This is a genomic window from Streptomyces daghestanicus, from assembly GCF_020521275.1.
GTDB lineage: Bacteria > Actinomycetota > Actinomycetes > Streptomycetales > Streptomycetaceae > Streptomyces > Streptomyces griseoviridis.
This window is the reverse complement of the sequence record NZ_BNDX01000002.1, coordinates 289,748-310,382: the sequence shown is the minus strand read 5'-3', so window position 1 is coordinate 310,382 and position 20,635 is coordinate 289,748. Positions and strand designations below refer to the sequence as shown.

General features: G+C 72.9%; 21 protein-coding genes and 1 pseudogene. 12 read left to right on the top strand and 10 right to left on the bottom strand.

From position 1 onward, the window contains the following. Positions 1-56: 56 nt before the first annotated feature. Positions 57-440, top strand: coding sequence for a YchJ family protein (locus Sdagh_RS01550; protein ID WP_189418609.1), 384 nt, complete (start codon positions 57-59; stop codon positions 438-440). Positions 441-449: 9 nt separating this feature from the next. Here the strand turns inward: Sdagh_RS01550 and Sdagh_RS01545 are convergent, their stop codons facing one another. Continuing rightward, positions 450-1,151 carry a FadR/GntR family transcriptional regulator gene (locus Sdagh_RS01545; protein WP_189418607.1) on the bottom strand — a complete coding sequence of 234 codons (702 nt, stop codon included), beginning with the start codon at positions 1,149-1,151 and terminating at the stop codon, positions 450-452. A gap of 137 nt (positions 1,152-1,288) precedes the next feature. On the opposite strand from Sdagh_RS01545, the gene Sdagh_RS01540 reads away from it, so the two are divergent. The 5 genes from Sdagh_RS01540 (at position 1,289) to Sdagh_RS01520 (ending at position 4,680) form a co-directional block, all read left to right on the top strand. Further along, positions 1,289-1,813, top strand: coding sequence for a gluconokinase (locus Sdagh_RS01540; RefSeq protein WP_189418605.1), 525 nt, complete (start codon positions 1,289-1,291; stop codon positions 1,811-1,813). Positions 1,814-1,864: 51 nt separating this feature from the next. After that, complete coding sequence (locus Sdagh_RS01535; RefSeq protein ID WP_189418603.1) at positions 1,865-3,262, top strand: GntP family permease; 1,398 nt, start codon at positions 1,865-1,867, stop codon at positions 3,260-3,262. A gap of 74 nt (positions 3,263-3,336) precedes the next feature. After that, complete coding sequence (locus Sdagh_RS01530) at positions 3,337-3,864, top strand: NUDIX hydrolase (protein WP_189418601.1); 528 nt, start codon at positions 3,337-3,339, stop codon at positions 3,862-3,864. A 10-nt stretch (positions 3,865-3,874) separates the two neighbouring features. Then, complete coding sequence (locus tag Sdagh_RS01525; RefSeq protein WP_189418599.1) at positions 3,875-4,267, top strand: YidH family protein; 393 nt, start codon at positions 3,875-3,877, stop codon at positions 4,265-4,267. A gap of 101 nt (positions 4,268-4,368) precedes the next feature. Beyond that, on the top strand, positions 4,369-4,680 hold the full coding sequence (locus Sdagh_RS01520; RefSeq protein ID WP_190009916.1) for a DUF202 domain-containing protein: 312 nt from the start codon (positions 4,369-4,371) through the stop codon (positions 4,678-4,680). Here the strand turns inward: Sdagh_RS01520 and Sdagh_RS01515 are convergent. Next, positions 4,677-5,631: pseudogene (locus Sdagh_RS01515) on the bottom strand (IS481 family transposase). The gene Sdagh_RS01520 and the pseudogene Sdagh_RS01515 sit on opposite strands and share 4 nt — an antisense overlap. A gap of 101 nt (positions 5,632-5,732) precedes the next feature. Then, positions 5,733-6,671, bottom strand: coding sequence for an NADP-dependent oxidoreductase (locus Sdagh_RS01510; protein WP_190078223.1), 939 nt, complete (start codon positions 6,669-6,671; stop codon positions 5,733-5,735). A gap of 205 nt (positions 6,672-6,876) precedes the next feature. Here Sdagh_RS01510 and Sdagh_RS01505 point away from each other — a divergent pair, with 205 nt between their 5' ends. Both Sdagh_RS01505 and Sdagh_RS01500 read left to right on the top strand, forming a co-directional pair. Beyond that, a complete protein-coding gene (locus tag Sdagh_RS01505) occupies positions 6,877-7,899 on the top strand; it encodes a phosphotransferase family protein (protein WP_189422846.1) in 1,023 nt (340 codons plus the stop codon). A 5-nt stretch (positions 7,900-7,904) separates the two neighbouring features. Continuing rightward, a complete protein-coding gene (locus tag Sdagh_RS01500; protein WP_189422844.1) occupies positions 7,905-9,119 on the top strand; it encodes an acyl-CoA dehydrogenase family protein in 1,215 nt (404 codons plus the stop codon). Between the two features lie 18 nt (positions 9,120-9,137). On the opposite strand, the gene Sdagh_RS01495 is transcribed toward Sdagh_RS01500, so the two are convergent. The 3 genes from Sdagh_RS01495 to Sdagh_RS01485 are packed head-to-tail and all read right to left on the bottom strand — an operon-like array spanning position 9,138 to position 12,198. Further along, positions 9,138-9,731 carry a TetR/AcrR family transcriptional regulator gene (locus Sdagh_RS01495; protein WP_189422842.1) on the bottom strand — a complete coding sequence of 198 codons (594 nt, stop codon included), beginning with the start codon at positions 9,729-9,731 and terminating at the stop codon, positions 9,138-9,140. 38 nt (positions 9,732-9,769) lie between these two features. Then, positions 9,770-11,431 carry a class I adenylate-forming enzyme family protein gene (locus Sdagh_RS01490; protein ID WP_189422840.1) on the bottom strand — a complete coding sequence of 554 codons (1,662 nt, stop codon included), beginning with the start codon at positions 11,429-11,431 and terminating at the stop codon, positions 9,770-9,772. Beyond that, complete coding sequence (locus Sdagh_RS01485; RefSeq protein WP_189422872.1) at positions 11,428-12,198, bottom strand: SDR family oxidoreductase; 771 nt, start codon at positions 12,196-12,198, stop codon at positions 11,428-11,430. Before Sdagh_RS01485 ends, Sdagh_RS01490 begins: the two co-directional genes overlap by 4 nt. Positions 12,199-12,396: 198 nt before the next feature. Between Sdagh_RS01485 and Sdagh_RS01480 the strand changes: the two genes are divergently transcribed. Beyond that, on the top strand, positions 12,397-13,641 hold the full coding sequence (locus tag Sdagh_RS01480; protein ID WP_190078222.1) for an exo-beta-N-acetylmuramidase NamZ family protein: 1,245 nt from the start codon (positions 12,397-12,399) through the stop codon (positions 13,639-13,641). A gap of 41 nt (positions 13,642-13,682) precedes the next feature. Here the strand turns inward: Sdagh_RS01480 and Sdagh_RS01475 are convergent, their stop codons facing one another. Further along, a complete protein-coding gene (locus tag Sdagh_RS01475; RefSeq protein WP_190078221.1) occupies positions 13,683-16,466 on the bottom strand; it encodes a penicillin acylase family protein in 2,784 nt (927 codons plus the stop codon). A 290-nt stretch (positions 16,467-16,756) separates the two neighbouring features. Here Sdagh_RS01475 and Sdagh_RS01470 point away from each other — a divergent pair, with 290 nt between their 5' ends. Then, on the top strand, positions 16,757-17,359 hold the full coding sequence (locus Sdagh_RS01470; protein ID WP_189422834.1) for a hypothetical protein: 603 nt from the start codon (positions 16,757-16,759) through the stop codon (positions 17,357-17,359). Positions 17,360-17,626: 267 nt separating this feature from the next. Then, complete coding sequence (locus Sdagh_RS01465) at positions 17,627-18,361, top strand: 3-keto-5-aminohexanoate cleavage protein (RefSeq protein ID WP_189422832.1); 735 nt, start codon at positions 17,627-17,629, stop codon at positions 18,359-18,361. A gap of 184 nt (positions 18,362-18,545) precedes the next feature. On the opposite strand, the gene soxR is transcribed toward Sdagh_RS01465, so the two are convergent. Continuing rightward, entirely contained in the window at positions 18,546-19,025 is a 480-nt protein-coding gene (gene soxR, locus Sdagh_RS01460) for a redox-sensitive transcriptional activator SoxR (protein WP_189422823.1), read from the bottom strand. Between the two features lie 107 nt (positions 19,026-19,132). Here soxR and Sdagh_RS01455 point away from each other — a divergent pair, with 107 nt between their 5' ends. Continuing rightward, positions 19,133-19,594: a MaoC family dehydratase gene (locus tag Sdagh_RS01455; protein WP_189422821.1), complete on the top strand. Its 462-nt coding sequence runs from the start codon at positions 19,133-19,135 to the stop codon at positions 19,592-19,594. Here the strand turns inward: Sdagh_RS01455 and Sdagh_RS01450 are convergent. Together Sdagh_RS01450 and Sdagh_RS01445 are read right to left on the bottom strand one after the other, a co-directional pair. Next, a complete protein-coding gene (locus Sdagh_RS01450; protein ID WP_189422819.1) occupies positions 19,585-20,229 on the bottom strand; it encodes a TetR/AcrR family transcriptional regulator in 645 nt (214 codons plus the stop codon). The genes Sdagh_RS01455 and Sdagh_RS01450 overlap by 10 nt on opposite strands. 79 nt (positions 20,230-20,308) lie before the next feature. Next, on the bottom strand, positions 20,309-20,596 hold the full coding sequence (locus tag Sdagh_RS01445) for a YiaA/YiaB family inner membrane protein (protein WP_189422817.1): 288 nt from the start codon (positions 20,594-20,596) through the stop codon (positions 20,309-20,311). Positions 20,597-20,635: the final 39 nt, after the last annotated feature.

The window sequence follows — 20,635 nt, the reverse complement described above, 5'->3', positions numbered from 1 at the left end:
GGCCGTGACCGTGAGGTCACGGCCCTCACGCGTCTCCCGGCGGGCGCTGCCGCACAATGGTGGCCATGACCACGCGTTCCTGCCCGTGCGGGCGGTCCGAGCCGTACGAGAAGTGCTGCGGCCGTTTCCACTCCGGTGCCGCCGCGGCGCCGACGGCCGAGGCGCTGATGCGGTCGCGCTACTGCGCGTTCGTGAGGCTGGACGCGGCGTATCTGCTGCGCACCTGGCACCCGCGCACCCGCCCGGTCCGGCTGGACCTCGATCCGGCGATGCGGTGGACGGGGCTGGAGATCCTGGGGACCACCGACGGGTCCGCCTTCCACACCACCGGGACCGTGACGTTCCGGGCGTCCTACCGGGGCGGGTCGCTGCACGAGCGCAGCCGGTTCCAGCGGATCGACGGGGGCTGGGTGTACGTCGACGGGGAGTTCCTGGACTGACGGCACGCCCTACGGGGCGAGGATGTCCAGCTCCTGGAGGGCGCCGACGGTGATCTCGCGGGTGAGCGCCTCGGCGCGCTCGGCGTCCCGTTCGCGCACGGCCTCGGCGAGGCGGACGTGCAGGGTGACGGCGGCGGGGTCGGGGTCCTCGAACATCACGTCGTGCCGCGTACGGCCGGACAGGACCTCGGCGACCACGTCGCCGAGGCGGGCGAACATCTCGTTGCCCGAGGCGTCGAGGATGACGCGGTGGAAGGCCACGTCGTGGAAGAGGTACCGGTCCAGCCGGTGGCCGCTGGAGTTGGCGACCATGCCGAGGGCGCACTCGGTCAGCTCGGCGCACTGGGCCGGCGTGGCGTGGCGCGCGGCGAGGCCGGCCGCGACCGGCTCCACCGCCGAGCGCAGGACGGTGAGCGAGCGGAGCTGGCGGGGGCGGTCGGCGCCCGCCAGGCGCCAGCGGATGACCTGGGGGTCGTAGACGTTCCACTCGCGCTCGGGCAGGACGGTCACGCCCACCCGGCGGCGGGACTCGACCAGGTGCATGGACTCCAGGACCCGGACCGCCTCGCGCATCACCGAACGGGAGACGTCGAAGCGCTGGGCGAGTTCGTCGGTGCGCAGGACACTGCCCACGGCGTACTCGCCGGCGGTGATGGCGGGGCCCAGGGCGTCCAGTACTCGGCCGTGCAGACCGCGGCCCGGTGTGCTCATGCACTCAGCGTACGTGCCGGATCACCGCACGAAAAAGTCAGACTTATATGTCACACCCTCTTGAATTAGTAGGACGTAATAGGTTTCAGTTGCGTCGACATCACGTGTCGACGAAGACAGCAGACAGCGAGAGCACGATGCAGCAGCCGCAGACCCCCCACGTCGTCGTGGTCATGGGCGTGGCGGGCACGGGGAAGACCACCGTCGGTCCCCTGCTCGCCGCCCGCCTCGGCGTTCCCTACGCCGAGGGCGACGACTTCCACCCGCCGGCCAACATCGCCAAGATGACGGCCGGCACCCCGCTCGACGACGACGACCGGTGGCCGTGGCTGGACGCCATCGGCGCCTGGGCACACGAGCGGGCGGGGCTCGGCGGGGTGGTCAGCTGCTCGGCGCTGAAGCGGTCGTACCGCGACCGGCTGCGGGGCGAGGCCCCCGGGCTGGTCTTCGTCCACCTCACCGGCGACCGGGAGCTGATCGGCGACCGGATGGCGCACCGCGCGGGGCACTTCATGCCGACCGCGCTGCTCGACTCGCAGTTCGCCACGCTCCAGCCGCTTCAGCCGGACGAGGCCGGGGTCGCCGTGGACGTCTCCGGCAGCCCCGAGGAGATCACCGAACGGGCCGCCACCGCCCTCCAGGGGCTCCCCCGACCCGCGTAGCGCTCCCCGCGCTCACCCACCCCGCATCCCCATCACCGCAAGGAAATCACCGTGACCAGACTCAGCGTCGAGATGCTGGCAGCGGACACCGTCGAGCCGATCACCTCGGCCGGTCACGCCCAGCTGGGCATCGCCGTGCTGCTGGGCATCGCCGTCATCGTCCTGCTCATCACCAAGTTCAAGCTGCACGCCTTCCTGGCCCTGACCATCGGCTCGCTGGCGCTCGGCGCGTTCGCCGGGGCGCCGCTGGACAAGGTCATCACCAGCTTCACCAGCGGGCTCGGCTCGACCGTCTCCGGCGTGGGCGTGCTGATCGCCCTCGGCGCGATCCTCGGCAAGATGCTCGCCGACTCCGGTGGCGCCGACCAGATCGTGGACACCATCCTGGGCAAGGCGAGCAAGCGCTCGATGCCGTGGACGATGGTGCTGATCGCCTCCGTGATCGGGCTGCCGCTCTTCTTCGAGGTCGGTATCGTCCTGCTGATCCCGGTCGTCCTGATGGTCGCCAAGCGCGGCAACTACTCGCTGATGCGGATCGGCATCCCGGCGCTGGCCGGCCTCTCCGTGATGCACGGCCTGGTGCCGCCGCACCCCGGTCCGCTGGTGGCCATCGACGCGCTCGGCGCCAACCTCGGCGTGACCCTGGCGCTCGGTGTCCTGATCGCCATACCGACGGTGGTCATCGCGGGTCCGGTCTTCTCGAAGTTCGCCGCCCGCTGGGTCGACGTGCCGGCCCCTGACCGGATGATCCCGCAGCGCGCCTCGGAGGACCTGGAGAAGCGTCCCGGCTTCGGCGCCACGCTGGCCACCATCCTGCTGCCGGTCGTGCTGATGCTCGTCAAGGCGCTGGTCGACATCATCGTCGACGACCCGGACGCCCTGGTGCAGCGCACCTTCGACGTCATCGGCAACCCGCTGATCGCGCTGCTGGCCGCCGTGCTCGTCGGCATCTTCACGCTGCTGCGGCCCGCCGGGTTCGGCAAGGAGCGGGTCTCCGGCCTGGTCGAGAAGGGCCTCGCGCCCATCGCGGGCATCCTGCTGATCGTCGGCGCGGGCGGCGGCTTCAAGCAGACGCTGATCGACTCCGGCGTCGGCCAGATGGTCCTGGACATCTCCGAGGACTGGTCGATCCCGGCGCTGCTGCTGGCCTGGCTGATCGCGGTGGCGATCCGGCTGGCGACCGGTTCGGCGACCGTGGCGACCGTCTCGGCGGCCGGTCTGGTCGCGCCGCTGGCGGCCGACATGTCGACCACCCACGCCGCGCTGCTGGTCCTCGCCATCGGTGCCGGTTCGCTCTTCTTCAGCCATGTCAACGACGCCGGCTTCTGGCTGGTGAAGGAGTACTTCGGGCTGAACGTCGGCCAGACGATCAAGACCTGGTCGATCATGGAGACGATCATCTCGGTGGTGGCCGGCGCGCTGGTGCTGCTGGTCTCCCTGATCGTCTAGCGCCCCCGCCGCGCACCCCCGCCGAGGCCCCGGTCACCGCCGGGGCCTCGGCGCGTTCCTGCTTGGATGGCCGTATGAGACCTGAAGACGAGATCCTCGACGTCGTCGACGAGCGGGACCGGGTCGTGGGCCGGGCGCCGCGTGGTGAGGTGTACGCGCAGGGGCTGCGCCACCGCTGCGTGTTCGTCCAGGCCCGGGACGCCGAGGGGCGGATCTTCGTCCACCGGCGCACCGCGCGGAAGCTGGTCTTCCCGTCCCTGTACGACATGTTCGTCGGCGGGGTGGTCGGCGCGGGCGAGTCCTACGACGACGCGGCCCTGCGCGAGGCCGAGGAGGAACTGGGTGTCAGCGGACTGCCCCGGCCCCGGCACCTGTTCACGTTCCTGTACGACGGCGGCGGCGGGCGCAGCTGGTGGTCGGCGGTGTACGAGGTGCGGTGCGACACGGCGGTGCGGCCGCAGGCCGAGGAGGTGGCCTGGTACGCCTTCCTGCCGGAGGAGGAGGTCGTGCGGCGGCTGACGGAGTGGGAGTGGGTGCCGGACGGGCTGGCGGCGTACCGGCGGCTGACGGGGCGGGGCGAGGGAGCGGGGGCGGCCGGATAGGGTCCTGCGCGTGATCGACTTCGCACGGAACGTCCGCCTGTGGTTCGCGCCCGAGGAGGTCCGCCGGGAGGGCGGCACCCCCGACTACCGCTTCTCGCTGGCGAACGAACGCACCTTCCTGGCCTGGCTGCGCACCGCGCTCGCCCTGATCGGCGGCGGGTTCGCCGTCGACCAGTTCCTGCCGGACCTGAGCGGGGCGTGGCGGGTGGGGCTCGCGCTCACGCTGCTGGCGTCGGGGGTGCTGTGCTCGCTGCGGGCCGTCAACCACTGGGTGCGCTGCGAGCGGGCCATGCGGCGCGGCGAGGATCTGCCGGTCTCCCGGTTCCCGGCACTGCTGGGCGTGGTCGTCGCCGTGGTGGCCGTGGCGATGGTCGCGGTGGTGCTGGTCGGGTGGGAGGGGTGAGCGGTACGCCGCCCCCGCGGCGCGGCGCCCCGGTGCCGGAGCGCGGCTCCTCGGTACCGGAGCCGGGTTCCCCGCCCCCGGAGCGCGGCGCCCGCACCCCGGTGCCGGGCCGTGATCCGGGGCTCCAGCCCGAGCGGACCCGGCTCGCCTGGCGGCGGACCACCCTGTCGGGGGCGGTGGCCGCCGTGCTCGCCGCGAAGACCGCGCTCCAGCGCGACGCCTCGGCCGTCTCCGTCCTCGCCGGTTCGCTGACCTGCGTCCTGTGGCTGGGCCTGCTGTTCCTCGCCCACCGCCGCATCACCACCGTGGCGGCCTCGCCCCGGCCGGCCGCGCTCGGCCCCCGGCACGCCACCGCCCTCGCCCTGTGCACGGTGGCGATGGCGGGGTGCGGGGCCGTGCTGATCATCGGCTAGGTGTATTGACCCGCAGCGTTGTTGACGCGGCTGATGGGTGGCTGGCCGCCGAGTGCGGTGTGGCAGCGGTGGTGGTTGTAGGTGTGGAGGACGTCTGCCAGGGCTGTGGTGCGTTCGGTGTTGCTGGTGCAGGGCCGCAGGCAGGCCCACTGGTCGAGCAGGGTGCGGTTGAAGCGTTCGACCTTGCCGTCGGTCTGGGGCCGGCAGGCGCGGGTGAGCTTGCCGGTCGCGCCGGGGTCGGCCAGGGCCTGCTGCCAGGCGAAGCTCTTGCGGTAGGGCCAGGCGTTTCGGTCAGGACCCGCTCGATGCGGCCGATGCCCGCGGTCTGGAAGAAGGCTGCGGCCCGGCGCGGGAAGTTCGCGCAGGTGGCGGCCTTCTCGTCCGGGTGGATCCCGCTGTGGGCGAGACGGGAGTGGCGTCGACGGCGGAGTGGATGTGGTCGAAGCCCATGCTGCCGCGCCGGGCGCGGCCGGCCTGGCGGCCCAGGACCTTGTGGCCGCCGCCGTCCGGGATGCGGCCGAGTTTCTTCACGTCCACGTGGACCAGCTCGCCGGGGCGGGCCCGTTCGTAGCGGCGGATGACCTGTCCGGTGGGCCGGTCCATGTCCGCGAGTCGGTTCAGGCCGTGGCGGACCAGGATGCGGTGCACGGTCGAGGCGGGCGGGTTCAGGATCGGGCCGGGGCGGGCGGGGCCGAGTCCGCGGTCCTGGCGCGGTCGGCACACTTGGGCCTCCACCGTTGCCGCCGTGCGGTGGGGTGTGGTCAGCGGACGGCTGGGCCGGTCGTGCAGCCCCTGCCCGCCTTCGGACCGCCGGCGGCGGATCCACTTGTGCGCCGTGACGCGTGAGATGCCCGTCTCAGCCGCGACATGCGCTACCGGGCGGCCGGAACGGACACGGTCGACCAGCAGTCGCCTGCCGTGAACGGTCAGCCGGGCATTACGGTGGGACACGAAGACCTCCGTGCGGTGCAGTCCCAGACAGCTCCACCACACCGGAGGTCTTCGCCATGATCAAGCCCGGTCGGCGTTGACAACGCTCGTGATCAATACACCTAGCGCCGGTCCGGACCGACCGTCACCACGATCTTGCCGCGGGTCCGCCCCTCCTGGCTCTCCCGCTGGGCGTCCGCCGTCCGTTCCAGCGGGTACGTCCGTGACACGTGCACCGACACCACGCCCTGCTCCACCAGGTCCGTCAGGTGGCCCAGGTCCCGGGGGTCGGGTCGGACGAAGGCGTACCGCCCGCCGTACGCGACGGCCTCCGGGTCGGCGATCGAGGTGAGGCGGCCCTCCGGGGCCAGCAGGTTCGCGGAGACCTTGAGGGTCTCGCCGCCGACCGTGTCGAAGACCGCGTCCACGCCCTCGGGGGCCAGCCCCCGCACCCGTTCGGCCAGTCCCTCGCCGTACGCCACCGGCTCGCCGCCGAGGCCGCGGACGTAGGCGTGGTGGTGTGCGCTCGGCGTGCCGAGGACGCGGGCGCCGAGATGGCGGGCGAGCTGGACGGCGATCGAGCCGACGCCGCCGGCCGCCGCGTGCACGAGGACGGTCTCGCCGCGCTTCACCTGGAGCGACCTGGTCAGCACCTGGAGGGCGGTCAGCCCGGTCAGCGGGAGGCCCGCCGCCTCCTCGAAGGAGACGGTGCGGGGCTTGCGGGCGAGGGCGCGCACGGGTGCGGCGACGTACTCGGCGAAGGTGCCGCGGGAGAGGAAGTCCTCCCGGCAGTAGCCGATGACCTCGTCACCGGCGCCGAACTCGGTGACGGCCGCGCCGGGCCGGACCACGACCCCGGCGACGTCCCAGCCCGGCACCACGGGGAAGACGGGCGCGAGGAGGGCGTCCAGGCGGCCCTCGCGGCACTGCCAGTCCACCGGGTTGACGCCCGCCGCCCGCACCTGGACCAGGACCGAGTCGGGGCCGACCCGGGGGTCGGGGACCTCGCCGTACTCCAGGACCTCGGGGCCGCCGTACCGTGCGTAGCTGATCGCCTTCATGGCTCCGACCCTCAAGGGTGGCCGGGTGGGACGCAACCGGAGCCGGACGGGGCGGGGCGGACGGGGACCGTGGCGCGGATCACGTTCCGGTCCGCCCTCTGGACGGCATACCGACCGGTCGGCATCATGATCGGACAACCGATGTGACCGTGGCCGCCCGCGGCCATCGCCCGACCTGCCCGCGCATCCGCCGGAGGAGCTGCCGATGAGCCCCGATCACCCGCCAGGACTCGACCTCGACCGGCTGCGCGGTCTGCTGGACCGGGAGCGGCCCGGCCTGGTGCGCGGGCCGCTGACCGGCCGGCTGATCGAAGGGGGGCGGTCCAACCTCACCTACGCGGTCTCCGACGGCGTCTCCCGGTGGGTGGTGCGGCGCCCCCCGCTCGGCCACGTCCTGGCCACGGCGCACGACATGCGGCGCGAGCACCGGGTGATGAGCGCCCTGCACCCGACCGGGGTGCCGGTGCCGCGCACGGTGCTGCTGTGCGAGGACGAGGAGGTGCTCGGGGCGCCGTTCTACGTGATGGACTTCGTCGAGGGCACGCCGTACCGCACGGCGGACCAGCTCGCGCCGCTGGGCCCGGAGCGCACCCGGGACGTCGTGCTGAACCTGGTGGACACGCTGGTCGAGCTGCACGCGGTGGACCCGGCCGCGGTGGGCCTCGCCGGCTTCGGCCGGCCGGACGGCTTCCTCGACCGGCAGCTGCGCCGCTGGGCCAAGCAGCTCGACGCGTCCCGCAACCGCGACCTGCCCGGCATCGACGAGCTGCACGCCACCCTGGGCCGGGAGCTGCCCCGCTCCCCCGCCCCGGCGGTGGTGCACGGCGACTACCGGCTGGACAACGTGCTGATCGGCGACGACGACCGGATCAGGGCGGTGCTGGACTGGGAGATGTCCACGCTCGGCGATCCGCTGACCGATCTGGGGCTGCTGGTGATGTACAGCCGGCCGCTCGGCATGCCCGACTCCCCCGTCTCCACCACCGCCGAGGCGCCCGGCCACCCCGCGCCCCGGGAACTGGTCGAGCGGTACGCCGCGAGGTCGGGGCGGGACGTGTCGGGCGTCTCCTGGTACACGGCGTTCGCCTGGTTCAAGCTCGCCGTGATCCTGGAGGGCATCCACTACCGCTACACCCTGGGCCAGACGGTCGGGCGCGGTTTCGACCGCATCGGGGACCTGGTGCCCGTCTTCATCGAGCACGGACTGACCACTCTGCAGGAAGGCTGACCGGCATGGACTTCGCGTTCGACGCACGCACCGAGGAGCTGCGCGCCAGGCTGCTCGCCTTCATGGACGAGTACGTGTACCCGGCCGAGCAGGTCGTGCACGAGCAGCGCGCCGGACTGGCGTCCCCCTGGCAGACCCCGCCGGCCGTCGAGGAGCTGAAGGCCGAGGCCCGCCGGCAGGGCCTGTGGAACCTGTTCCTGCCCGACGCCGAGCACGGGGCGGGGCTGACCAACCTCCAGTACGCGCCGCTCGCCGAGATCACCGGCCGCAGCCCGCAGCTCGCGCCCACGGCCACCAACTGCGCGGCGCCGGACACCGGGAACATGGAGGTGCTCGCGCAGTTCGGGACCGAGGCGCAGAAGAAGCAGTGGCTGGAGCCGCTGCTCGCCGGGGAGATCCGCTCCGCGTTCGCGATGACCGAGCCGGAGGTGGCCTCCTCGGACGCCACCAACATCACCACGCACATCGAGCGGGACGGCGACGAGTACGTCGTCACCGGACGCAAGTGGTACATCTCCGGGGCGATGAACCCGGACTGCAAGATCTTCATCGTCATGGGCAAGACCGACCCGGACGGCGCCGACATCCGGCGCCAGCAGTCGATGGTGCTGGTGCCGCGGGACACCCCGGGCGTCACCGTCGTCCGGGGGATGCAGGTCTTCGGCTACGAGGACCACTGGCACGGCGGGCACGCCGAGGTCGTCTTCGACCACGCGCGGGTGCCGGTGTCGAACCTGGTCGGCGAGGAGGGCGGCGGTTTCGCCATCGCCCAGGCCCGGCTGGGTCCGGGCCGCATCCACCACTGCATGCGGCTGATCGGCATGGCGGAGCGGGCGATCGAGCTGATGTGCCGGCGGGCCGTGTCCCGGACGGCGTTCGGCAAGCCGCTGGGGCAGCAGGGCGTGGTGCAGAACTGGATCGCGGACGCGCGGGTGGCCGTGGAGCAGCTGCGGCTGCTGGTGCTGAAGACGGCCTGGATGATGGACACCGTCGGCAACCGGGGCGCGCACACCGAGATCCAGGCCATCAAGATCGCCACGCCGCGCACGGTGGTCGGCATCCTGGACCGGGCGGTCCAGCTGTACGGCGCGGGCGGGGTGAGCCAGGACTTCCCGCTGGCCGAGCTGTACGCGGGGGCGCGCACGCTGATGCTGGCCGACGGCCCGGACGAGGTGCACCAGCGGTCGCTGGCCCGGCGGGAGCTGAAGCGGTACCTGTGACCCGGTGCTCGCGCGCGTCTACGGGCGCAGCGCGCGCAGCAGGAGGTCGGCGAGGTGGTCGGCGAGTTCCTGCGGGCTGAGGGGGCCGTCGGGGCGGTACCAGGTGGACAGGTGGTGGATGGACCCGAAGTGGTAGTCCACCACCAGGTCCGCCGGGATCTCCTTGGTGAAGACCCCGGACTGCTGGCCCTCCTCCACCAGGGCGCGGAAGCGCTCGTGGTACCGGCGGCGCTCGGCGCGCACCTGGCGGTTCTTCTCCGGGCTCAGGTGGTGCATGGAGCGGAAGAAGATCGAGGCGTCGTCGAGGTTGTCGATGGTGGTGACGACGACGTCGGCCGCCGCGTCCCGCAGCCGCTTCTCGACCGGCTCGTCGGCGTCCGCGAAGGTGTCCAGGCGGTCCTGCTGGAGGCGCAGGACCCGGGCGTACACCTCGTGCAGCAGGTCGTCCTTGGAGCCGAAGTAGTGGTAGAGCGCGCCCTTGGTGACGCCGGCCGCCTCGACGATCTCCTGCACCGAGGTGCGGTCGTAGCCCCGCTCCGCGAAGAGCCGGGTGGCGGCGGCCAGGAGCCGCTGCGGTACCGGGGTCCCGTCCCCGTCCGTGGTCCTGGGCACTGCCGCCACCTGCCTTTCCTCGACACTGCTCGTCGGTGCTAGTCGTTGCGGGAACGCAGTTCCCGACGGAGGATCTTGCCACTCGCCGTCTTCGGCAGCTCGGGCAGGATCTCCACCTGACGCGGGTACTTGTACGCTGCCAGTCTCTCCCCGCAGTACGCGGCGAGCGTCTCGGGGTCGGCCTCGGCGCCGGGGCGGAGGCTGATGTACGCCTTGACCGTCTCCCCGCGGTACCCGTCGGGCACGCCGACGACGGCGGCCTCGCGGACCGCCGGGTGGGTGTAGAGGACGTCCTCGACCTCGCGCGGCCAGACCTTGAAGCCGGACGCGTTGATCATGTCCTTCTTGCGGTCGACGACGTACAGCCAGCCCCGTTCGTCCATGAAGCCGATGTCGCCGGTGCGCAGTTCGCCGCCGGGGAAGGTCTCGGCGGTGGCGTCGGGGCGGCGCCAGTAGCCGGGGACGACCTGGGGGCCGCTGACCACGATCTCGCCCTGCTCGCCGAAGGGGACCTCCTCGCCCAGGTCGTCGAGGACGCGGACGACCGTCTCGGGTCCGGGCACGCCGACCGCGAGGGTCCCGGAGCCCGGGTCGACGGGTGCCTCCAGGTGGGGCGGTACGGAGGCGCAGGGGGCGGTGCACTCGGTGAGGCCGTAGCCGTTGCGGATGTACGGGCCGAGGCCGGCGCGGAACTTCTCCACCAGGGCGGGCGGCAGCGGGGCGCCGCCGGAGGAGAGCACGGTGAAGGAGGCGAAGTGGTCGCGGGTGACGCCGGGGTGGGCGGCCAGGGCCATGAAGGCGGTGGACGGGCCGACGGTGTAGTGCGGGCGGTGCTCGGCGAACGCGTCGAGGACGACGCCCGCCTCGAAGCGGTAGGCGAGGACCAGCGTGCCCCCGCTGTTCAGGCAGGCACCGAACTCGCAGACCAGGCCGGTGATGTGGAACAGCGGCGCCAGCGCGAAGTAGACCGGCGCCTCGGGCAGGCCGAGGCCGGTGCGCTGCCGCTCGGCGTTGTACATGATGTTGCGGTGGGTGTTGGTGGCGCCCTTGGGGGTGCCGCTGGTGCCGGAGGTGTAGCTGATCAGCGCGGTGTCGCCGGCGGCCGGGTCGCGGTCGGCGGGGGCCGGGTGTCCGGCGCGGGCCACCGCGGTGAGGTCCTCGGCGTCGGGGGCGGGCTGCCGCTCGAAGGCCAGGACGCGGGTGTCGCCGCGGGTCTGGAAGTCCAGCTCGCACGCGGTGAGCGCGATCCGCACCGGGGAGCCGGCGGCCGTCTCGCGCAGATACGCCGCCCAGGCCCGGTCGGAGCAGATCAGCGCGGCGGCCTCGGCGTCGCGCAGGACGTGGCCGACCTCGCCCGCCTTGTACATGGGGTTGACCGGGACCACCACGCCGCCCGCCTTCCAGGCGCCGAGGACGGCGAGCACGAAGTGCGGGGAGTTCTGGAGGATCACGGCGACCCGGTCGCCGCGGGCCAGGCCGCGGGCGGCGAGGTGACCGGCGACCGAGTCGCTCAGCTCGTCGGCCTCGCGGTAGGTGAGGCGGCCGTCGAAGTAGGCGAGGAAGGTGCGGTCGGGGGTGTCGGCGACGGCCCGGCGCAGGGCGTGCACCAGGGAGGTGCCGGGGTGCAGCGGGGCCTTCTGGGCGTCGGTGAGGAGGTCCAGCCAGGGCTTGGCGGCGTACCGGGAACGGGCGGCGGTCATCGGGCGTTCCCCTCCTCCCACTGGCGCTGGAGCCGGTTCATGCCGCGCAGCCAGCGGTCCGGCTCGGCGGCGCGTGCCTGGTAGTACGCGGCGACCTCGGGGTGCGGCAGGATCAGGAAGCGGTCCTCCTCGATGCCCTTGAACAGGGCGTCGGCCACGTCCTCCGGCTCGATCGCGGTCGGGGTGAGGACGAGTTCGCCGGCGCTGCCGCTTGCGGTGAGCATGTCGGTGCGCACGCCCTGCGGGCAGATGGCGTGCACCGTGACGCCGCGGTGGCGGTAGGTCAGCGACAGCCACTCGGCGAAGGCGTAGGCGCCGTGCTTGGTGACGCTGTAGGGGGCGGCGCCGATCATGGTGAGCAGTCCGGCGGCCGACACGGTCGAGACGAACCGGCCCCGGCCGCGCTCCAGCCAGTCGGGCAGCAGGGCGTGGGCGGCGCGGACGTGGGCCATGACGTTGACGTCCCAGGCCAGTGCCCAGACGGACTCGTCGGCGGCCTCGGTGCCGCCGGAGCCGACGCCCGCGTTGGCACAGTACACGTCGACCGTGCCGCCGAGCGCCTCGCGGGCCTCGTCGACGACGGCCGAGGCGTCGCCCGGTACCGCGATGCCGCCTATGTCGTCGGCGACCGCCTTCGCCTTCGCGGCGTCCAGGTCGTTGACGACGACACGGGCGCCCTCGGCGGCGAAGCGGCGGGCCAGCGCGGCTCCGATGCCGCCCCCCGCTCCGGTGACGACGACACGGGCGTCCTGCACGGCTTCCACGATCGGTCTCCTTCGACGCGACGCTATCGGGCGACGACAGACTAACCAGTCGGTATGTGCTGCGGAAAGGGGTGCGGAGCGGTATGCCGCGCCCGCCCGCCGGTTCCGCCGCGGTTCCGTCCCGGTTCCGCCGCGGTCGCCCGCGCGGCGTCCGGCCCGGATCGTTCCGCCGGACCCGGGCGGGCGCTAGCGTGCGCGTACATGACACTCTCGCGACGTACGCTGCTCGCCACGACGACGGCGGCCGCGGTGGCGGCCGGTTCCGGGACCGCGGAAGGGGTGCCCGCGCACGGCGGGCGACGGCTGCGGACCGGCTTCGAACGGCTGGCCGCCGACGGGTACGCGCTGCTCGACGGCGACCGGGTCGGCGTCGTCACCAACCCGACCGGCATCACCCGGGACGCCCGCCACGTCGTGGACGTCCTGCACGCCGACGACCGGGTCCGGCTCACCGCCGTCTTCGGCCCCGAGCACGGCTTCCGGGGCACCGCGCAGGCCGGCGGCTCCGAGGGCCGGTACGACGACCCGGCGACCGGACTGCCGGTCTACGACACCTACCTGAAGAGCGGGCAGCCGCTCGCGGACGTGTTCACCGCGTCCGGCGTGGACACCGTCGTCTTCGACATCCAGGACGTGGGCGCGCGCTTCTACACGTACATCTGGACGCTGTACGACTGCATGGAGGCCGCCGCGCTGGCGGGGAAGCGGTTCGTGGTCCTGGACCGGCCGAACCCGGTGACCGGGCGGGCCGCGCTGGGGCCGGTGCTGCACGAGGAGTTCGCCACCTTCGTCGGGCGGAGGCCGATCGCCCAGGCGCACGGCATGACGGTGGTGGAGCTGGCGCAACTGTTCAACGGGGAGTTCCTGACGACCCCCGTCACCCTGGACACCGTGCCGATGACCGGCTGGCGGCGGTCGGACTTCTACGACGCCTCCGGACTGCCGTGGGTGCCGCCCAGCCCCAACATGCCGACGCCCGGGACGGCCCTGGTGTACGCCGGGACCTGTCTGTTCGAGGGCACGAACCTCTCCGAGGGGCGGGGCACCACCCGGCCCTTCGAACTGCTGGGCGCGGAGGGCGTCGACGGGGCGTGGGCGGCGGCGGTGAACGGGCTGGAGCTGCCGGGGGTGCGGTTCCGGGAGGCGTACTTCGCGCCCGCCTTCTCCAAGTTCCAGGGGACGACGGTCGGGGGTGTGCAGCTCCATGTGCACGACCGCGAGGTGTTCGATCCGGTGCGGACGGGGATCGCGCTGCTGGTGACGGCGAAGCGGGTCTGGGACGGGTTCGCCTGGCGGTCCGACCGGTGGATCGACAAGCTGACCGGCTCCGCGCGGGTGCGCACGATGATCGACGCGGGCGCGGACACCGACGAGGTGGTGGCGGGCTGGCGGGCGGACCTGGCGGCGTTCCGGCGGGTGCGGGAGCGGTACCTCGTCCACCGCTGACGTGGGGGGCCGACGGGTCACCGACGGCCCCCCTTCTGCCGTCAGCGTCGGGAGGTGAACTCCACCACCTGCTGGTAGGTCGGCCGGTTCTGCCAGGCGATCGGGCCGTGCTTGATGCCGCCCAGGGTGCGGTGGACGACCGCGTCCGCGCACCACTGGTCGCCCGCGGCGCAGTTGTCGTCGCCGGGGTAGACCTGTGCGGGCGTCTTCGCCGCCGCCTCCTTCAGGGTGGTGAGCAGCACGTCCCGGCAGGCCGCCCGGTCACCGCCGCCGCAGTAGGCACGGGCGAGCGGACCGCTGACCGGCTCCCCCAGCACCGCCCGCAGATCCTTGTCGACGTGGCTCCACCAGCCGTACTGGAAGGCGCTGCCGGCGTGGGCGCCGGTGGGGCCGTGCGCGGCGGACGGGGACTCGTCGACGGGCAGGTTGGCGGTGAGGGCCGTGTACAGCTCGGTGCCGAGGCCCGGGGCGAACTCCGCCTTCACCAGCAGTGGCCACCAGGCGTCCATGATCCGTACGGCGTCGGCGTGCGCGTACGTCTTCGCACCCGCCGAGGTGACGGTGCGTCTGCCGCCGGCGGTCAGCCACGCCCGGAGCCGGTCGACGGCCGCCTGGGTGGCGGAGTCGGCGACCGGAGCGGTGTCGATCACCTTCAGCAGGTCCGGCAGGACGTCCTCGGCCCGGAGGTCGGTCAGCCCCGCCTCGGCCATGGCCCTGACGAGCGCGGCGCGGGTCACCCCGCCCCGTTCGACCAGTGCGCGCACCCGGTCGTCGAGCAGGTTCCCGCGGTGCACGGAGCCGTCGCCCCAGGAGGCCGTCGAGTAGTCCCGGGCCACCTTGTTGTTCCAGGAGACGTAGTAGTCCTGGCCGGTCGACTGCGGATGGGCGGACGCGGGGGTGTAGGCGGCGGTGTTGGCCGCCGGGTCCCAGTTCCGCCACTCGCGCGCGGGGCGTGCCCAGACGGGGAAGTCGGCGTCGACGCCGTCCGCCCGGACCGGGTTGTCGCCGCTGTTGTAGTACGCGGTCCGCTCGGCGTCGGCGTAGAACCAGTTGAAGGTGTAGTTGATGTGCTGGACCGCGCTGCGGAAGCCTTCCGGGCCCTTGACGTGGTCGGGGTCGTTCAGCATCTGGAAGCCGATGATGGAGTCGGCCTCGTGCAGGAAGGAGGAGCGCAGCGAGGTGTAGGCGACCTTCTTGCCGCCGACGGTCGCGCGGTACTCGACGGGACCGTACTCGGTGCGCCAGACCCGCATGGTGTACGAACCGGCGGCGGTGCCGTCGGCCACGGTCGGGGTCCAGGCGTTCTTCCGCTCGACCTTCTCCATGGGGACGCAGGTGCCGCGGTAGAGGTAGTGGACGTCGTCCTGGCACAGCTCGACCGCGTAGGTGTCGATGATGTCCTGCCCGGACGTGGTCGCGCTCCACGCGTAGTCCTGGCCGCGGCCCAGCTCGACGTACATGCTCAGGCCTGCGAAGGAGGCGCCGCGGGCGCTGAGGCCGGGGCCCTGGATCTCCTGGAGCATCAGCAGCTGCGGGGCGAAGTAGCCGGTCTGCGGCCCGAAGACGGCGACGGGGTGGCCGCTCGCGGTGTGCTCGCCGCTGACGACGAGGGCGTTGGACATGCCGCGCCGGGCGGAGGAGAGATCGGTGGCGGCGGGCTGTGCGGTGGCGCTGCCCGTACGGTCGTACACGAGCGGTTCCGCCGTCACCGACCCGGCGTCGGGCAGGGCCCGGCCCTGCGGGTCGGCGGGCGGGGTGAGGTACGGGAAGCTGCCGTCCCGTACGGTGAGCACGGCCTCGGGGTCGTTGCGCTGCCGGAAGGACTCCCAGACCTTGGTGCCCTCGGCGACGCCGTACTTCTGCTGGGCGGCCAGCAGGGACAGGGCGTTGTTCACCTCGCCCCCGCCGCCGGAGCCGAACAGGGCGCCGATGACCGAGGCGAGGGCGACCAGGTCGGCGGGTTCGAAGTGCTCGATGGTGCCGGCGTTGGTGATCGCGTCCTTGTGGCCGGTGAGGACGTACTCGCCGGGGAAGGTGCGGGCCTTGTCGGAGGCGTCGATGTAGGCGTTGACGCCGGCGAGGTACGCCTCCACGTCGGCCAGGGCCTGGGCGCCGCGCGCGCCGGCCTTGGCGGCGGCGCTGTCGATCTGGGCCTGGAGTTCGGCCTCGGTGTAGGGGGCGCTGCGCCAGAACTGCTGCTCCAGGCCCTGGTTGGCGGGGGCGCCGCCCGCGAAGGAGGTCAGTTCGCCGCGGCCGACGTGCCGGAAGAGGTCCATCAGCCAGAGGCGGTCCTGGGCGGCGGCGTAACCGGCGCCGAACTCGGTGCCGTAGCGGGTGGTGCCGCTGATGTGCGGCACACCGGTCTTCTTGTCGCGGACGATGGTGACGTCGGTGCGGCCGGCCGGGCGGACGGTGGAGGCGACCTGGTCGGCGGGGACGCCGAAGGAGGCGTCGTTGAAGAACGAGTTGATCGTGTCGCCGGTGAGCGACGGGTAGCCGGTGGCGAGGTTCGCGTAGGGGCCGAGCTGGTCCTCGGCGTGCGCGGGCTGGGTGCCGAAGGCCTGGTTGAGCAGGATCTGGGCGAGGGTGGCGTTGCCGTTCTGGCCGGGCGGCAGGATGTCGGAACACTGTCCGCCGCAGTGGTCGTCGGCCGCGGCGGTGACGGCCGGGGGGCCGTCCCGGTCCGCGCCGGCCGCCACGGCCGGGGAAAGCGGTGACAAAAGACCGGCAATGAGGGCGCATAGGGATGCGCCCTTCAGGAACCCGTGGATTCCGCGGGGAGTTCTCAGTGCGTCGAAGGCCGTGCGTGGGATGCGCCGTGACATGGGGCAGCTCCTCCCGACGGGGACGGGCCGGATGTTACCGCCGGTATTCCCGGGTTAGAAGATGAACACGCGTCACTTCTCGGCGTCGGCACAGCGGGCTCACAGGCCGCGGGGGTCGACTCGGGAAGCGGATCGGGAGGTGGTTCGGCCGGTGGTTCGGTTCGGTTATGGGTGCCATCAGGGATCGGATGGAGCCGGATCGCGAGTCGATACGTCTACTCGGCGACGTCCGTGCGACGACGCCGAAGTGACCGGAACAGCAGGTGCAGGTGTGACGGAGGTGCAGGGCGATGGCCGGTTTCCGGAGTCTGGCGAGACAGGTCCGCGATCCGCGGTCCGACCTGGCGCTGCGGCGCTACTCGCTGCGTAAGTGCCTTGAGCGGTTCGCCCCTTACGGACACAGGGCGACCTGGGACCATCTGTGCTCCCGATGGGGGTTCGGACCGGAGGACAGGTCCCCCGACCCGGCGCGGCTGGTGGGCGCGCTGGAGGAGTTGGAGCAGGCGCGGACGGTGTGGCTCGCCTATGAGGTGGAGTTCGCCGAGCGCCGCCGGAAGGAGAAGCACGACGGGCTGCGCCGGCCGGGCAGTGTGGACGACTGGCATCGGCTGACCTGGGGCGGCTTCGGTGTGGCGTGGTGCGACGACCCGGGGCTGCATCCGCGTGAGCCGCTGGCCGAGGTGCTGCGCCGGCTGATCGCCGCGCTGGAGCGGGAGCCGGGGGTGGCGTGTCCGGTGTGTGAGGGTGAGCGGCTGGTGTGGAAGTACGGGCTGGATCATGAGCCGTCGGCGGGACCGGTCTGTGCGGATTGCGGGATTCTGGTGCCGCGGCCGGTGCTGACGGGGGATGCGCTTGCGGCGATCCGGAGGGGGCGGTTGTTGGTTTCGGCGTAGGCGGATGGGGCCGGGGGGGGTGCGGGGGGCTGCCGCATCGTCGGCGGGTGCGGGGGGGCTGCCGCATCGTCGGCGGGTGCCGGGGGGGTGGCTGGTCGCGCGGTTCCCCGCGTCCCCCAGTGATGGTTGCGGTCGTCTGCCCTCGTGCGGGTGCGTGGTGGGTGGTTGGTCGCGCGGTTCCCCGCGCCCCTGGATGGTGGTTGCGGGTGTCCGCCATCGTGCGGGGGAGTGCGTTGTGGTCCGCAGCCCCGACGGGAGAGGGCCGGCATGGTGCAGGTTTGTCTGAACGGGGGGCGGGGGGCCGGGGACGGGGGTGTGGTGCCTCTGTCCGTGGAGGCGTTGGCCGATGCCGCCGAGGGGGCGGTGGGGGCCGGGGCTAGCGATGTGCATCTGCATCCGAAGACGCCCTGCGGGCGGGACACCCTGTCGGCGCGCGTGCTGGCGGTGACCCTGGAGGCGGTACGGGCGCGGGTGCCCGGCGTGCCGGTGGGGGTGACCACCGGCGCCTGGGCGGAACCGGAGCCGGCCGGGCGGGAGCGGCGGGTACGGAGCTGGACCGCGCTGCCCGACCACGCCTCCGTCAACTGGCACGAGCCGGGCGCCGAACAGGTCGCCGCCGCCCTGCTGGAGCGGGGCGTCGGGGTGGAGGCGGGCATCTGGTCCGGGACGGACGGCGCGGAGCGGTTCGCCCGCTCGCCCCTGGGCCCGAGGGTGCTGCGGGTGCTCGCCGAGGTCACGGAGACCGACCCGGCGACCGCGCCCGGCGCCGCCCGGTCGCTGCTGTCCGCGCTCGGCCCCGCGCACGGCCGCCCGGTGCTGCTGCACGGCGAGGAGGGCGGCGCCTGGCCGGTGCTCCGGCTGGCCGGACGGCTCGGCCTGGCCACCCGTATCGGCCTGGAGGACACCCTGGTCCTGCCGGACGGCCGGCGGGCCGCGTCCAACGCGGAGCTGGTCGCCGCCGGCCTCGCCGAGTGGCACGCCGCCCGCGCGCGGCAGTCTTAGGGCCTGTCGTTGGGATCAGGTCGCGGGGAATCGGCTGCCTCTTCCTCGCGCCGGTGAGCGGGGCCTGGTGCGCGCGGATGCGAGGCGGAGGAGGGAGTCGACGCGGAGCGTCGGCGAGTGACGACAACGCGGCAGGTGCGCATGCCGGGCCCCGCTCACCGGCGTAATCCGAACGACAGGCCCTCTAGGCTCCGTCCGCCCCCTTCCGCCCCCGTTCCACCATCAGCCGGGAGCCGGCCCGGCGTTCGCCGAAGACGTCGTCCGGGTTGGAGAGCACACAGGTGTCCAGGGAGAGGCAGCCGCAGCCGATGCAGTCGGTGAGGTGGTCCCGCAGCCGGTTGAGCTGCTTGATGCGCTCGTCCAGCTCCGCGCGCCACGCCTCCGAGAGGCGGGCCCAGTCGTCCCGCGTCGGGGTGCGCTCCTCGGGCAGCTCGGCGAGCGCCTCCCGGATCGTCGCCAGCGGGATGCCGACCCGCTGGGCCGCGCGGATGAACGCGACCCGGCGCAGGGTGTCACGGCAGTACCGGCGCTGATTGCCCGAGGTGCGGCGGCTGCGGATCAGGCCCTTGGACTCGTAGAAGTGCAGGGCGGAGACGGCGGCGCCGCTGCGCGCGGCGAGCTGGCCGACCGTCAGCTCGTGGACCTTCTCTGGGATCTGGGGCACTCCCCCGAGCCTACCCACCCCGCCCACGGACGGGTCCGTTGACAGGGGCCGCACGGCCGACCATGCTAAGCAGTTGCTTAGAGATGACCTATGCGGGAGGCCGGGACATGGCAGAGCCGAGGATCTTCACCTCCGCCGACGAGCTGAAGGCGGCGGTGGGCGAGCGGTTGGGGTACACCGACTGGCTGGAGGTCGACCAGAAGCGGATCGACCTGTTCGCGGAGGCGACCGGCGACCACCAGTGGATCCACGTGGACCCGGAGAAGGCCGCCGCGGGACCCTTCGGCACCACGATCGCCCACGGCTATCTGACCCTGTCCCTGCTCCCCCTCTTCGGGCCTCAGCTGCTCGCCGTCGAAGGCGTGACGATGGGCGTCAACTACGGGACGAACAAGGTCCGCTTCCCCGCCCCCGTGCCGGTCGGCTCGCGGCTGCGCGCCACGGCCACCCTCAGCGGCGCCCAGGACGTGGAGGGCGGCGTCCAGGTCACGGTCGCCTTCACGGTGGAGCGCGAGGGCGGCGAGAAGCCGGTGTGCGTCGCGGAGTCGGTCTCCCGCTACTACTTCTGAGCCGCGGCCGGGGCCTTCGCGCCCACCATGCGCAGCACGAGGTCGGCGTAGAGCGCGCCGACCTCGTCGGGGGTGCGGGGCCCGTCGACGTTGAACCAGCGGGCCACGTCGATGCAGAGCGAGAGCACCGCCAGTGTGGTGCCCTTGAGGTCGAGCACCTCGAACTCGCCCGTGGCGACGCCGTCCTCGATGATGCCGCGCACCTCGGCGTCGCACTGCCGGCGCAGCGCGACGATCTCCGCGCGGGCCTCGGGGCCCAGCGCGTCCAGCTCGTACTGCACCACCAGCGCGGTGGTGCGCCGGCCGGCGTGCCAGCGGACGAAGGAGCTGACGGCGTCGGCGAGGCGCTCGGCGGGGCCGCCCTCGCCGCGGGCCGCCGTGCGCAGGATGTCCAGCGCCCGGTCGTGACCGATCCGGCTGATGCGGTGGAGCAGCTCTTCCTTGGTCTTGTAGTGGATGTAGAGCGCGGCCGGGCTCATCCCGGCCCGGCCGGCGATGTCCCGGGTGGTGGTGGCGTGGTAGCCGCGCTCGGCGAAGGCCTCCACGGCGGCGATCAGCAGCCGCCGGGCCGCGTCAGGGGTGACCTCGCTCCAGGGCTCGGTGTCGCCGCCCCTGGTCTCCTCCGCCGTACTCATCGCCGTACACGCCCCTCTCGGTGACAGGAGCTCCACCATACCGCCGAAGCTGAGCGGGCGCTTAGAGTGCCCCGTGGGCTCAGAGCTTCTGGAAGGGGTCGTGCGCGGCGAGGAGCTGCTCGACCCTGGCCTGGTCGACGCGGCTGACGATCTGGCCGGCCTCCTGGCGGTCCCGGATGATCTTGGCGAGGGTGAAGGCGGAGGTGACCAGGTACAGGACGGCGATCCCGAGGAAGGCCCGCACCCAGGCGTCGGCCTCCAGGTTGAAGATGCCGATGGCGGTGGCGACGATGGCGACCGCGAAGGACGCGACGGCCTGCCCGTAGAAGGCGGCGGTGCTCTGCTGCTTGACCGGTGTCTCACTCATGGGGACAAGGGTCGGCGGACGCGGCCGCGGCCACATCCG